The sequence below is a fragment of the Cellulosimicrobium cellulans genome (assembly GCF_006539945.1).
In the GTDB taxonomy this organism is placed as follows: domain Bacteria; phylum Actinomycetota; class Actinomycetes; order Actinomycetales; family Cellulomonadaceae; genus Cellulosimicrobium; species Cellulosimicrobium cellulans.
Genome location: NZ_BJNZ01000036.1, coordinates 30,448 through 44,229, shown reverse-complemented (window position 1 = coordinate 44,229; position 13,782 = coordinate 30,448). Strand labels below are relative to the sequence as shown.

Genomic DNA, 13,782 nt, shown 5'->3' with positions numbered 1-13,782 from the left:
CCCGACCACGGTAGCCGGGGCCCGACCCGCGCGGCACCGCCCGGGGTGGGAGGGCCCGCCGCGGGCCCTCCGCCCTGGGGCGGAACGGCGTCGGGCCGGGGGCGGACCCCGCGCCGCGCGAGTGCGCCGGACGGCGGGGCCGAGGAGTCGCCGTCGGGCCGATGTGACGACGGCCCGCGGCGGGCGAGCCTCGGAGCATGACCACGACACCCCTGCGTCCCGCCCGCCCCGCCCGCCACGTCCCGGGTCGCCCCGGTCCCCGCCGCGTCGCCCGCGCCGTGGTCGGCGTCCTCGTCGTCGGCGCGCTCGGCGCGGTGGGGGCGTTCACGTATCTCACCGTGACGACGCGCGACGGCGGCGCCGTCGCCGACCCGTCGCCCACGCTGCGCCCGCAGACCGCGACCGGCCTCGACCCGGAGCTCGAGCGCCGCTTCGACGCGGCACGCGCCGCCGCGGACGCCGACGGCGTCGAGCTCACCCTCACGTCCGGGTGGCGCACCGCGGCCGAGCAGCAGGAGCTCGTGGACGCGGCGCTGGACCGCTACGGCTCGGCCGAGGAGGCGCACCGGTGGGTGCTCCCGCCCGAGTCGTCCGAGCACGTCGCGGGCCTCGCGATCGACGTCGGGCCGACCGACGGCGCGCTGTGGCTCGAGCAGCACGGCGCGGAGTTCGGGCTGTGCCGCACGTACGCGAACGAGCTGTGGCACTTCGAGGCGGCGACCGAGCCCGGCGGCGCCTGCCCGCCGATGCACGACGACGCGTCCCACGGCTGGGGGTGACCGCCCGTCGGCCGGGTGTCACGACCTGACTGCGGCCTCCTGTCGATGGAGCCAGGCGAGGACGAGGCGGCTGGTCTCCTCCGGGAGCTCCTGCTGGATCCAGTGGCCGCAGTCGAGCTCCACGACCTCGACGTGCGGGACGAACGCCTCGAGGTTCGGCGCCCTCATGACCGTGTCCCGGGCGCCGTAGACCATCAGGGCGTCCTGGCGGACGATCGGGTCGACCTCCTTCATCAGCTCCCAGTTGCGGTCCACGTTGCGGTACCAGTTCACGCTCGGGGTGAAGCCCGACGCCTCGAAAGCGTCGACGAACACCGCCAGCTCGGCGTCGCTCAGCACCGGCTCGCCGCGCGGCGTCTCGGCGTGGGCGAGGTCGAGGAGCCACGTCCCCGACGCCGGCTCGGCCGCGGGCTCGTCCTTGCGGTACAGGTTGCGCAGGAACCGGCGGGCGTTCGCGTCGAACAGGGCGTCCGCCACGCCGTGCCGGCGGTTGAAGTGGACGAAGTACGAGTCGCTGCCGACCACCGCCTCGATGAACGCGAGGGGCGGCACCTCGCCGCGCTCCATGTACGGCACGCTGAGCGCGACCACCTGGTGCACGCGGGTCGGGTGCAGCACGGCAGCGCTCCACACCACGTTCGCGCCCCAGTCGTGGCCCACGAACGTCGCGTCCTCGTACCCGTAGTGGTCCAGGAGCCCGACGAGGTCGCCGGTCAGGTGCACGACGTCGTAGTCGGAGACCTCGGCGGGGCGGGACGACCTGCCGAAGCCGCGCTGGTTGGGGGCGATGACGTGGTAGCCCGCGGCGGCGAGCGCGGCCATCTGGTGGCGCCACGAGAAGGCCAGCTCCGGCCAGCCGTGGCACAGGACGACGGGTCGGCCGGCGTTCTCCTGCCCTGCCTCGAAGACCTCGAGCTCGATCCCGTTGACGGCGACCATGCTCGGCTCGGGAAAGTCGGTGGCGTGTGACACGGTGTTGTCCTCTCAGCGACGTGCCGATGCGCGCGGGTCGGCGATCGGTCGACGCGACCGTAGAGACCGTCGCGGACAGGAGATGTCCTCGATGCGCGGGAGGCTGGGGCCATGTCGACGGATCCCACCGGGCGTGCGCTCACGCTGCTCTCGCTGCTCCAGACCCACCGGTTCTGGCCCTGCGGGGAGCTCGCCGGGCGGCTCGACGTGACCGAGCGGACGGTGCGCCGCGACGTGGACCGTCTCCGGGGGCTCGGCTATCCGGTCGCCGCCACCTCGGGCAGGTACGGCGGCTATCGCCTCGAGTCCGGCGCGCACCTGCCGCCGCTCGTGGTCGACGACGACGAGGCCGTGGCACTCGCCGTCGGGCTCGGCTGTGCGGCTGCCGCCGCCGTCGACGGCATGGAGGAGACGTCGCTGCGTGCCTTCGCCAAGGTTGAGAGCCTGCTGCCGCACCGGCTGCGCAGGCGGGTGGCGGCGCTGCACTCCAGCGTCAGGCCCGTCTCGTCGCCGACCGACCAGGACCTGGTCGACCCGGAGTCGCTCAGCGTGCTCGCGGCCGCGTGCCGCGACCATGAGCTCGTGCGGTTCCCCTACCGCGCCGGCGACGGCACCCTCACCCGGCGCCTGGTCGAGCCGCACCAGCTCGTCGCCGCCGACCGCCGCTGGTACCTCGTCGCGTGGGACCGGGGGCGCGACGACTGGCGGACCTTCCGGCTCGACCGGCTCGACCGGCCTGCACGTCCGCAGGCGACCGGGGGCCGCTTCGCGCCCCGCGCGATCCCCCGTGGTGGCGCAGCGGCGTTCGTCGCGGACGTGATCGGGGCGGGCCCGCGCGGGCGGGTCGCCACCGTCGTCCTCGACGCCGGACTCGACGACCTCGCCGGGGTGCTCCGGTGGGTGGACCACGACGTGGTCGACGCCGCGTCGGGGGCCGTGGTGGTCCGGATCCGTGGCGAGGACGTCGGGCGGCTGGCCATGACGGTCGCACGGTTGGCTCTCAGCGCGCCCGTGCGCGTCGTCGAGCCCGACGACGTCGCGGACGCCGTCGAGCGCCTCGGGGCCCACCTCGCACATCGACGTCGGCCCTGAGCACGACGCCCTCGCGGTCGCCGCGCCCGTCGGCGGGGGCGGCGGATGTCGGCGGTCCGCGCGATGATGTGCGGGTGAGCGAGAGCACCCCCGCGACGTCCGCCCCGACCACCCCGACCGTGACGGACCAGGAGGTCCCCACGGCCACGTCCGCCGCCGCGCTCGACGAGGCCGCCGCGCAGCGGCGGTGGGCCGAGCTCGTCGCCCAGGTCGAGGCCGACCAGCGCGCGTACTACGAGGAGGACCAGCCCGTCTCCTCGGACGCCGAGTACGACGCCCGGATGCACGAGCTCCAGGCGCTCGAGGCCGCGCACCCCGCGCTCCAGTCGCCCGAGTCGCCGACGCAGCGCGTCGGGGGCCGGGCCGCGGCGGGCTTCGCGACGGTCCAGCACCTCGAGCCGATGCTGTCGCTCGACAACGCGTTCAGCGAGGAGGACCTCGCGGCGTGGGCCGCGCGCGTGCACCGCGACCTCGGGGTCTCCGCCGACGCGGAGGTGGACTACCTGTGCGAGGTGAAGATCGACGGCCTCGCGATCGCGCTGCTCTACGAGAAGGGCCGGCTCGTCCGGGCGGCCACGCGCGGGGACGGGCGCACCGGCGAGGACGTGTCCGCCAACGTGCGGACGATCGTGAGCATCCCGCAGCGCCTCGGCGGCGACCCGGCGACCCACCCCGACGTCATCGAGATCCGCGGCGAGGTCTTCATGGGCGTCGCCGACTTCGCGGCGCTCAACGAGAAGCTCGTCGCCGCCGGGCAGGACCCGTACGCCAACCCGCGCAACACCGCGGCCGGGTCGCTGCGGCAGAAGGACCCCGCGGTCACGGCGAGCCGCAACCTGCGCATGTACGCGCACGGCGTCGGCGCGCTCCAGTGGGAGGCGGGTGAGCACGCCGAGCTCGCGCGGCAGTCCGACGCGTACGCCCTGTTCGAGCAGTGGGGCGTGCCCGTCTCGCCGCACAACCGGGTGGTGCGCGGCCTCGACGAGGTCATGGACCGCATCGCGTACTTCGGCGAGCACCGCCACGACATCGAGCACGAGCTCGACGGGATCGTCGTCAAGGTCGACGAGCTCGCCCTCCAGCGTCGACTCGGTGCCACGAGCCGCGCGCCCCGGTGGGCCATCGCCTACAAGTACCCGCCCGAGGAGGTCAACACGCGCCTGCTCGCGATCCAGGTCGGGGTGGGGCGCACGGGCCGCGCGACCCCGTACGCCGTCATGGAGCCCGTCAAGGTCGCCGGCAGCACGGTGCGCCAGGCGACCCTGCACAACCAGGACGTGGTCCGCGCCAAGGGCGTGCGCATCGGCGACATGGTGGTGCTGCGCAAGGCCGGCGACGTCATCCCCGAGATCCTCGGCCCCGTCGCGGCGCTCGCGGACGACGGATACCCGCGCGAGGACTTCGTCATGCCGGCCGAGTGCCCCGAGTGCGGCACGCCCCTGCGCCCCATGAAGGAGGGCGACGTCGACCTGCGCTGCCCCAACGCCGAGTCGTGCCCGGCGCAGGTACGCGGCCGCGTCGAGCACGTCGGCTCGCGCGGGGGGCTGGACGTCGAGGTGCTGGGCGAGGTCACGGCGGCCGCGCTCACGCAGCCGCTCGAGCCCGCCGAGCCACCGCTGCGGACCGAGGCCGGGCTGTTCGACCTGAGCGTCGAGCAGCTCGTCCCGATCCGCGTCGTCGTGCGGGACTCCGAGACGGGCCTGCCGCGCGAGTACGACGGCACGGGCGAGCCCGCCGAGATCACGATGCCGGACGGCTCGACCGCGACCGTGAAGTCCGTGTGGCCGTTCCGGAAGAAGCGCAAGCTCTCGAAGGCCGCCGAGCGCGAGGCGATCGAGGCGGGCGAGCCGCTCTTCGAGGCGTCGACGAACGCGACGAAGCTCGTGGAGGAGCTCGAGCTCGCCAAGACGAAGGACCTCTGGCGCATCCTCGTGAGCCTCAACATCCGGCACGTCGGACCGGTCGCGGCCCGTGCCCTGGCGGACTGGTTCGGCTCGCTCGACGCGATCCGGGCCGCGTCGCGCGACGAGCTCGCGGCGGTCGAGGGCGTGGGCCCGGTGATCGCGGACCAGGTCGTCGAGTGGTTCACGGTCGGCTGGCACGTCGAGATCGTCGACCGCTGGCGTGCCGCGGGCGTACGGTTCGACATCCCCGGCCACCCAGGACCCGGCGCGCGCCAGGAGCCGACGGGCCCGCTCGCGGGCCTGACCGTCGTCGTCACGGGCTCGCTCGAGGGCTTCAGCCGCGACGGCGCCAAGGAGGCGGTGATCGCCGCGGGCGGCAAGGCGTCGGGCTCGGTATCCAAGAAGACCGACTTCGTGGTCGTCGGCGCGAACGCGGGCTCGAAGGAGACGAAGGCTCGTGACCTCGGCCTCCCGATCCTCGACGAGGAGGGTTTCGTCGCGCTGCTCGCCGGTGGCCCGGACGCCGTGGCCGACCGGGTCGGTGACGACGTGCCCGGCGCGGACGACCACGCGGAGTCCGGCGCGGACGACTGAGTCGTCCGACACGTCACAGCGCCGCGGGAAGGGGTCAGGGCGTCGGCGCGCGTCGCGCCACGACCTCGCGCAGCCGCGCGACGCCGTCGGGCGGGACGGGCAGGGACGGGCCGCGCGGGGGAGCGGTCGGTACGCCGAGCAGGTTCGCGAGCGCGTGGAACCCGCTCACCGGCCGCAGTCCGGCGAGGACCTCCGTGAGGTCACGCAGCCAGGTGACGACGTGCGCGCCGGGCTCTGCCCCTGAGGCTCGGGCGCGTCGGAGCGCCACGTACTCCTCGGGGACGAGCGCGGCGAGCCCCGTGTGCCAGGCGTCGGCCGCCTCCGCGCCGCCGACGATCGCCGGGTCGCCGCTGAGCCCGACGCTCACGCCGAGCCCCTCGGTCGCCGCCCGGAGCGCGGCGACCCGGCCCGCCGGCCGCGCGGGCGTCGACGCCGGGTCCTTGACGGCCGCGACGGTCGTGGTGCGCGCGAGTCGGGCGAGCGCCCCGGGCGTGACGTCGTACGCGGTCTGCACGCTCCGGTTGTAGTAGCAGACCGGCAGGTCGACGGCCGACGCGACGGCCTCGAACACCGCCACGACCTCGTCCTCGTCGAGCGGGAGGTAGGAGAACGGCGCGAGCACGAGCCCGTCCGCCCCGGCGTCCCGCGCCGCGCGGGCGCGCGCGACGACCTCGCGCGTGGACGTGCCGCTCACGGCGACGTGCACGGGGACGCGCGGCGCACCGGCCGCGGGGCCTCCCGCGACGGCGGCACGCACGACGGCGTCGCGCTCGTCGGGCGCGAGCGTCACCCCCGCACCCGACGACGCGAGGACGACGACGCCGTCGACCCCTGCGCGCGCGGCACCGCCCACGAGGGCGGCCAGCACGTCGAGGTCGGGTGCGTCGGCGGGGGTGAGCGGCGTGATCGGGTAGGCGAGGAGGCCGTGGAACGAGGTCACGCGCCGAGTGTAGGGAACGGGGTGCGGCGCGCGCCGTGGGTCAGCGGCTCGCCCAGAGGATCCCGCGCTCCACGATCGTGCGGACGGGCGGGACCTCGAGGTCGGCGAGCTGGTGGCCCGCCGCGCACACGAAGATGCGGCCGGCGCCCCAGCGGCGCGTCCACACGGCGGGGGAGATCACGGGCTCGTGCCACGGGTCGCCGTCACGCGGGACGATCGTCGTCGTCGCGAGGACCTCGTTATACGAGTCGGCGAGCACCCAGTACTGCTCGGAGTGCAGCGCGATGGAGTCGATGCCCGCGACGATCGGGTGGTCCGCGTGCTCGGGGGCGATGTCGATGGTGTGGTCGATGAGGTCGTGCGCATGCGCCGCGAACTGCCCGCCCACCATCTGCAGGTAGTCGGTTGCGAGCCGGAACGAGTCCACGATCCCGCCGTGCCAGCCGGCGAACCCGGTGCCGTTCGCGATCGCGGTGCGCAGCCCGCGCATCTCGTCCGGGAGGATCTCGCCCATCGTCCAGCACTGCACGACGAGGTCCAGGCTCGCCATGAACTCTTCGTCGGCGTACGACTCCAACGATCCCTCGAGCGTCACGTCGTAGCCGGACGCCTCCAGGAACGGGACGAACAGCTCCGCCGCCTCCTCGGGTGCGTGCCCGGGCCAACCGCCCCGGACCACGAGCGCTCGACGGTCCCGCTCGGTCATGACTCCTCCTCGTGCCTCGTCACACTCGTCGCGCCCGCATCTCGCGGGCAGCGGCCCCCGGCGACCGCGCTCAGGCGATGAGCGCGTCGATCGCTGCGGGCGAGAGTACGTGATCCACGGCCATGGCGCTCGCACCGAGCACGCCGGCCTGGCCCCGTGCCTGCGAGGTGACGATGCGCAGGTGCTGCGTCGCGAGGGGGAGCGACCGCTGGTACACGATCTCGCGGATGCCCGCGATGAGGTGCTCGCCCGCCTCGGCGACGATGCCGCCGATGACGATGAGCGAGGGGTTGAGCAAGCTCACGCACGCCGCGAGCACGGAGCCGATGTCGCGTCCGGCCTGGCGCACGGCCTGGCTCGCGGCGAGGTCGCCGCCGCGCACGAGCGCGACGACGTCGGAGCTGTTCGTCGCGTCGAGACCCGCGGCGGCGAGCGCGGCGGCGACCGCCTGGCCGCTCGCGACGGCCTCGAGGCACCCGACGTTCCCGCAGCGGCACGGGACGTCGGCCGCGCTCGGGACGGCGACGTGGCCGATGTCGCCGGCGGCGCCCTGCGCGCCGCGCCGCAGCTCGCCGTCGGCGATGATGCCGGAGCCGATGCCGGTGGCGACCTTGACGAACAGCATGTCGGTGACGGCGGGCCACGCGGTACGGTGCTCGCCGAGCGCCATGATGTTCACGTCGTTGTCCACCAGGACGGACGCGTTGAACCGCTTCTGGAGGATCCCCGGAACGTCGACGTCGTCCCATGCGGGCATGATCGGCGGGTTGATGGGGCGGCCCGACGAGTGCTCGACGGGACCGGGCAGGCCGACGCCGACGCTCACGAGGTCGTCGAGGCTGCGCCCCGTCGTCGCGACGAGTTTCTCGCCCATGTCCGCGACCCACGACAGCACGACCTCCGGCCCGTCCGCGATCGCGAGCGCGGCGTCGGTCTCGGCGAGCACGTTGGACGCGAGGTCGGTCACGGCCAGGCGCGCGTGCGTCGCGCCGAGGTCGACGGCGAGGACGATGCGTGCCTCAGGGCTGAAGGCGAAGGTCACGGGCGGTCGCCCGCCGGTCGAGCTCGCCTCTCCCGCGGGGGCGATGAGGCCCGCCGACATGAGGAGGTCGATCCGGGCGGCGATGGTGGATCGCGCCTGCCCCGTGATCGCTGCGAGGTCCGCGCGCGTGCGCGGCTGACCGTCCCGGAGCAGCTGGAACATGTCGCCGGCGCCGGTCGGGCGCGGCGCGAACTTCAGCAGTTCCTCCATGGGCACAGTGAATCACGGAGCCTCTCGTCGGTCGTCCGTACGTGGCGGACGAGTCATCGGCTTTTGCTTGACGATCGCCAAAAGGTACCCTACTGTCCCCTCCCAAGGCGACACGGACGTCGTCGGAAGTTGTGGAGACCCGAGGACGGGCCTCCCGTCCGGGCGAAACTGCCCCACGCGCTCGCGCAGACCCCCGCACCCAGGCCGACATCCCGGTGGTTCGGCTCGTCAGCCGGCCATCGTCCCCCGTGTCCACCTGCCGGAGGAATCACGGTCCGCCCGTCGCGTGGGAGCGTTCCCTCGCCCCCACACCGCGTGTCCACTTTTGCTGGTAACGAAGTTGTAACAGCGGCAAAAGACCGCGATCTTATGATTGACCGTCGTCAAAAGGTCCGCTAGGTTCACCGCATGGTCACCGCAGACCCTCCCCAGCCGCTCCTGCAGATGCAGGGCATCGTCAAGGTCTTCCCGGGGGCTCGAGCGCTCGACGGCGTCGATCTCGAGATCCTCCCCGGTGAGGTCCACTGTCTCCTCGGGCAGAACGGCGCCGGCAAGTCCACCCTCATCAAGGTGCTCGCCGGTGCTCACCAGCCGACGGAAGGGCAGATCCTGCTCGACGGCGAGCCCATCACCATCTCCGACCCCGTCGCCGCGCTGCGGCACGGCGTCGCGACCATGTACCAGGAGCTCGACGTCGTCGACGGCCTGACCGTCGCGGAGAACGTCTACCTCGGGCACGAGCTCTCGACGCTCGGGTTCTCTCAGCGCCGCGAGGCCGTCCGCAAGACGCGAGAGCTGCTCAAGCGGCTCGGCCACGCGGAGATCTCGCCGACCAAGGAGGTCGAGCACCTCTCAGCGGCGGGCAAGCAGATCGTCTCCATGGCGCGGGCGCTCTCGCACGACGCGCGCGTCATCATCATGGACGAGCCATCGGCGGTCCTCGACTCCGAGGAGGTCGCCAACCTCTTCCGCGTGGTCAAGGAGCTCACCCGGGCCGGGGTCGCGGTGGTCTACATCTCGCACCGGCTCGAGGAGATCCGCGAGATCGGCGACCGCATCACCGTCCTCAAGGACGGTCGGACCGTCGCGCAGAACCTTGCGGTCTCCGAGACGCCGACGGCGCAGCTCATCACGCTCATGACCGGGCGCTCCGTCGAGTACGTGTTCCCCGTCACGGACGGGCCGGCGGACGACGCCCCGGTCGTGCTCGACGTCGCGGGCCTCGGCCTGCGCGGCGTGTTCGAGGACGTGTCGCTCCAGGTGCGCGCCGGAGAGATCGTCGGCCTCGCCGGTCTCGTGGGCGCGGGCCGCTCGGAGATCATCGAGACGATCTACGGCGCGCGTCGAGCGACCGCGGGCTCGGTGACGGTGGACTCCAAGAAGCTCCGCGCCGGCTCCGTGGCCGCCGCGGTGGACGCCGGTATCGGTCTCGCGCCCGAGGAGCGCAAGAGCCAGGGACTGCTGCTCGACGAGCCGGTCTACCGCAACGTCACGCTGTCGACGTTCGCCCGCTTCGCGCGTGGCGGCTTCCTCGACGAGCGGGCCGAGCGCCGCGCCGCCAAGGAGCAGGCCGACTCGCTCGAGCTGCGCCCCGCGGGCGTCGACCGCGCGATCCGTACCCTCTCGGGCGGCAACCAGCAGAAGGCGATGCTCGCCCGCTGGCTCGTCCACGGCTGCCGCGTCCTGCTCCTCGACGAGCCGACGCGCGGCGTCGACGTCGGCGCGCGCGCCGAGATCTACGCCCTCATCCGCAGGCTCGCCGACGAGGGCGCCGCCGTCGTCGTCGTGTCCAGCGAGATCCCCGAAGTCCTCGGCCTCGCCGACCGCGTCCTCGTCGTCTCCGAGGGTCGTGTCGTCCACGAGGGGCCCTCGAGCTCCATCGACGAGCACCAGGTGCTCGACATGGTCATGGAAGGAAGTGTCGCGTGAGCGAGCAGCAGGTGTCGGCGTCGGTGCCGATGAAGAAGCCGGGCGCCGACGAGTCGTCCCGAGTCGAGAACGCCGCGAGCGAACGCCGTAAGGGTGGGTTCATGTCCGGCCCCGCAGGCCGGAACATCGGCCTCGTCGTCGCTCTGCTCCTCCTGTGCGTCGTGGGCTTCGCGACGGGCGGCGAGCGGTTCGCGAGCGTCAGCAACCTCATGACCATCCTCAGCCTGGGCGCGGTCCTCGGGGTGGTGAGCATCGGCATGACGTTCGTCATCACGACGGGCGGCATCGACCTGTCCGTGGGTTCCGTGCTCGGGCTGGCCTCGGTCTGGGCGACGACGCTGGCGACGCAGTCCTACGGCTGGGCCGTCATGGTGATCTGCGCGCTCGCCGTCGGCGTGGGTGCCGGTCTCATCAACGGCCTCATCATCGCCTACGGCAAGGTCGTGGCGTTCATCGCGACCCTCGCGATGCTGGTCGCCGCACGTGGCCTCGCCGAGCTCATCGCCCAGAAGCGCACCCAGGTCGTCAAGGACTCCGCGTTCCTCGACCTGTTCAAGGGCAACCTCCTCGGCGTCCCGAAGATCGTCTGGATCTTCGCCATCGTCGCCGTGCTCGGCTGGTTCCTCCTCAACCGCACGACGTTCGGGCGCCGCACGGTGGCCGTCGGCGGCAACCCCGAGGCGGCCCGCCTGGCCGGCATCAAGGTGCAGCGGCACCTCGTGTACGTGTACGCGTTGTCCGGCCTCACCGCCGGCATCGCGGCCATCATGATCCTCGCCCGCACCAGCGCTGGCTCCTCGACCAACGGCACGCTCCTCGAGCTCGACGCGATCGCCGCGGTCGTCGTCGGTGGCACGCTCCTCGCCGGCGGTCGCGGCACGATCGTCGGCACCGTCCTGGGCGTCCTCATCTTCACGACGCTCACCAACGTCTTCATCATCAACAACGTCGACAGCTCGGTCCAGGCCATCGCCAAGGGCGTGATCATCGTCGGCGCGGTGCTGCTCCAGCAGCGCCTGGCGCGGCGGACCACATAGCCGCGCGACCCCAGCACCCCGGTCCCACCGCAGCTCCGCACCATCCGGAGCAGCACCCCATCCCCCCGCAGTTCCTCCCGCAGGACAGCATCGAAGGAGATCCCATGTCCGCACGCACCACCCTCCGTCGTCGGTTCGCGATCGCGACCGTCTCCGCCGCGTCGATCGCCCTGATCGCCACGGCTTGCACGTCGAACACCCCAACCACCGAGAACACCGCGGAGGGCGACGGCGGAGGCAGCAGCAACGAGGCCGTCTCCGACAACGACGCCCCCGGCGACCCGATCGTGATCGGCTTCTCAGCCCCCGCCGCCGACCACGGCTGGATGGGCGCCATCACGAGCGCGGCGGAGGCCGAGGCCGGGAAGTACGAGGACGTCGAGCTCCGTGTCGCCGACGGCACGAACGACGTGAACGTCCAGATCAGCCAGATCGAGGGCTTCATCAACGACGGCGTCGACGCGATCGTGCTGCTGCCGTTCGACGGTGCCGCGCTCACCGACGTCGCGACGCAGGCCATGGAGGCCGGGATCCCGGTCATCAACGTCGACCGTGAGTTCTCCAGCCCCTTCGCCGCCCGCACGACGGTGCTCGGCGACAACTACGGCATGGGCGTGAGCGCCGGTCAGTACATCTGCGAGCAGCTGGGCGACAACCCGGACGCCGTGGTCGCCGAGATCGCCGGCATCGACTCGCTGCCCCTCACGCAGGACCGCAGCCAGGGCTTCGCGGACGCGCTGTCCGACTGCGGCCTCGACGTCGACAACCGCGTCGCCGCGGACTTCACCGTCCAGGGCGGCGAGGCCGCGACGGCGAACCTCCTCCAGGCCGCGCCGCAGATCGACGCGATCTGGAACCACGACGACGACCAGGGCGTCGGCGTCCTCTCCGCGATCGAGAACGCGGGCCGCGACGAGTTCTTCATGGTCGGTGGCGCCGGCTCGGCGAACGTGATGGAGCACATCAAGGCCGGTGACTCGGTCCTCCAGGCGACGGTCATCTACCCGTCGACCCAGGCCGCGGACGGCATCAAGCTCGCCCGCCTCGTCGCGCACGAGAAGAACATGAGCGACCTCGCGTCGTCCGGCGTGCCGCGTACCGTCCAGCTGTTCGCGCCGGTCGTGACGAAGGACAACGTCGACCAGTACCTGCCCACGGCGTTCCAGTCCTGACGGACCGCTGACGCCCGTCGTCAGCACGCAGCAGGAAAGCACGCGGACCACGCCCACGGTCCGCCCGGGAGATCCCGGCCGGACCGTGGGCGTGCTCACGTCACGCGCACAAGAAGGCGCACGGAAGGAACGTCATGGCAGGAAACGACGGCGCGCAGCTCGGCGTCGGCATGGTCGGGTACTCGTTCATGGGGGCAGCGCACTCGCAGGCATGGCGGACCGCCCCCCGGTTCTTCGACCTCCCCCTCGACCCGCGCATGCGGGTGCTCGGCGGCCGCAACCCGGAGGCGCTGGCCGCCGCCGCCCAGCGGCTCGGCTGGGAGTCCACGGAGACGAGCTGGCAGGCGCTCGTCGCGCGGGACGACGTCGACCTCGTCGACGTGTGCACGCCCGGCGACACGCATGCGGAGATCGCGATCGCGGCGCTCGAGGCCGGCAAGCACGTGCTGTGCGAGAAGCCGCTCGCGAACACGGTCGCCGAGGCCGAGAAGATGGTCGCGGTCGCCGAGGCCGCGGCCGCACGCGGCCAGGTCGCGATGGTGGGCTTCACCTACCGCCGCGTGCCGGCCATCCAGCTCGCGCGCCAGCTCGTCGCCGACGGGCGCATCGGGACCGTTCGCCACGTCCGCGCGCAGTACCTCCAGGACTGGATCGCGGACGAGAACGCGCCGCTGTCGTGGCGGCTCGACAAGTCGAAGGCCGGCAGTGGGGCGCTCGGCGACATCGGCGCCCACGTCATCGACCTCGCGCAGTTCATCACCGGCGAGAAGATCACGAGCGTCTCGGGGCTCCTCGAGACCTTCGTGACGGAGCGTCCGGTCGCGACGGAGTTCGCGGGGCTGTCCGGCCAGGGCGGTACCGAGCGCGGGCCCGTCACCGTGGACGACGCGGCGGTGTTCCTCGCCCGGCTGTCCGGCGGGGGCATCGGGACGTTCGAGGCGACGCGCTTCGCCTACGGCCGCAAGAACGCGATCCGCCTCGAGATCAACGGATCCAAGGGCTCGGTCGCGTTCGACTTCGAGGACATGAACGTCCTGCACTTCTTCGACGCCGCGGACGACGCGGTCGTCGCCGGCTTCCGGCGCATCGTCGTGACGGAGCCGGAGCACGCGTACGTCGCGCACTGGTGGCCCGCGGGCCACGGGCTCGGGTACGAGCACGCGTTCACGCACCAGGCGGTCGACCTCGTGGAGGGGATCGCCGCCGGGACGCACCCGGCACCGACCTTCGCGGACGGCCTCGTGGTGCAGCGCGTGCTCGACGCGGTCGAGCGGAGCGCGGCATCCGGAGGCTGGGTTCAGCCGTAGTATCGAGTCCGGGTCGGCCCGTGGGGCGGAGGGTCGACCCGGACACCGGACCGACGGTGTCGGCCGTCGCAGCGCAGCGCGGCCGACCGGAACCGGCT

At 72.9% G+C, this 13,782-nt stretch carries 11 protein-coding genes; 7 read left to right on the top strand and 4 right to left on the bottom strand.

All coding sequences use genetic code 11. The features are described from left to right. The first annotated feature begins 197 nt into the window (after positions 1–197). Positions 198–779: a M15 family metallopeptidase gene (locus CCE02nite_RS18890; protein ID WP_141391138.1), complete on the top strand. Its 582-nt coding sequence runs from the start codon at positions 198–200 to the stop codon at positions 777–779. Positions 780–797: 18 nt separating this feature from the next. Here CCE02nite_RS18890 and CCE02nite_RS18885 read toward each other — a convergent pair whose 3' ends face one another. Beyond that, positions 798–1,751 (bottom strand): alpha/beta fold hydrolase, encoded by a 954-nt coding sequence (locus CCE02nite_RS18885; RefSeq protein WP_255318978.1) that lies wholly within the window; start codon positions 1,749–1,751, stop codon positions 798–800. Between the two features lie 111 nt (positions 1,752–1,862). Here CCE02nite_RS18885 and CCE02nite_RS18880 point away from each other — a divergent pair, with 111 nt between their 5' ends. Then, entirely contained in the window at positions 1,863–2,843 is a 981-nt protein-coding gene (locus tag CCE02nite_RS18880; protein WP_141391137.1) for a helix-turn-helix transcriptional regulator, read from the top strand. Between the two features lie 74 nt (positions 2,844–2,917). Further along, complete coding sequence (gene ligA, locus CCE02nite_RS18875) at positions 2,918–5,341, top strand: NAD-dependent DNA ligase LigA (protein ID WP_371861944.1); 2,424 nt, start codon at positions 2,918–2,920, stop codon at positions 5,339–5,341. Between the two features lie 34 nt (positions 5,342–5,375). Here ligA and CCE02nite_RS18870 read toward each other — a convergent pair whose 3' ends face one another. The 3 genes from CCE02nite_RS18870 to CCE02nite_RS18860 all read right to left on the bottom strand — a co-directional run bounded on the left by CCE02nite_RS18870 (position 5,376) and on the right by CCE02nite_RS18860 (position 8,239). Next, entirely contained in the window at positions 5,376–6,281 is a 906-nt protein-coding gene (locus CCE02nite_RS18870) for a dihydrodipicolinate synthase family protein (protein ID WP_141391136.1), read from the bottom strand. Positions 6,282–6,321: 40 nt separating this feature from the next. Further along, complete coding sequence (locus CCE02nite_RS18865) at positions 6,322–6,987, bottom strand: ThuA domain-containing protein (RefSeq protein WP_141391135.1); 666 nt, start codon at positions 6,985–6,987, stop codon at positions 6,322–6,324. A gap of 70 nt (positions 6,988–7,057) precedes the next feature. Further along, positions 7,058–8,239 carry an ROK family transcriptional regulator gene (locus tag CCE02nite_RS18860; protein WP_141391134.1) on the bottom strand — a complete coding sequence of 394 codons (1,182 nt, stop codon included), beginning with the start codon at positions 8,237–8,239 and terminating at the stop codon, positions 7,058–7,060. Between the two features lie 408 nt (positions 8,240–8,647). Between CCE02nite_RS18860 and CCE02nite_RS18855 the strand changes: the two genes are divergently transcribed. The 4 genes from CCE02nite_RS18855 to CCE02nite_RS18840 all read left to right on the top strand — a co-directional run bounded on the left by CCE02nite_RS18855 (position 8,648) and on the right by CCE02nite_RS18840 (position 13,684). Then, positions 8,648–10,168: a sugar ABC transporter ATP-binding protein gene (locus CCE02nite_RS18855; RefSeq protein WP_174774937.1), complete on the top strand. Its 1,521-nt coding sequence runs from the start codon at positions 8,648–8,650 to the stop codon at positions 10,166–10,168. Continuing rightward, positions 10,165–11,205, top strand: a complete 1,041-nt coding sequence (locus tag CCE02nite_RS18850) for an ABC transporter permease (protein WP_371861943.1) — start codon at positions 10,165–10,167, stop codon at positions 11,203–11,205. The genes CCE02nite_RS18855 and CCE02nite_RS18850 overlap by 4 nt, the downstream gene beginning before the upstream one ends. Positions 11,206–11,309: 104 nt before the next feature. After that, positions 11,310–12,377: a substrate-binding domain-containing protein gene (locus CCE02nite_RS18845; RefSeq protein ID WP_141391133.1), complete on the top strand. Its 1,068-nt coding sequence runs from the start codon at positions 11,310–11,312 to the stop codon at positions 12,375–12,377. 134 nt (positions 12,378–12,511) lie between these two features. Next, positions 12,512–13,684 (top strand): Gfo/Idh/MocA family protein, encoded by a 1,173-nt coding sequence (locus CCE02nite_RS18840; protein WP_141391132.1) that lies wholly within the window; start codon positions 12,512–12,514, stop codon positions 13,682–13,684. Positions 13,685–13,782: the final 98 nt, after the last annotated feature.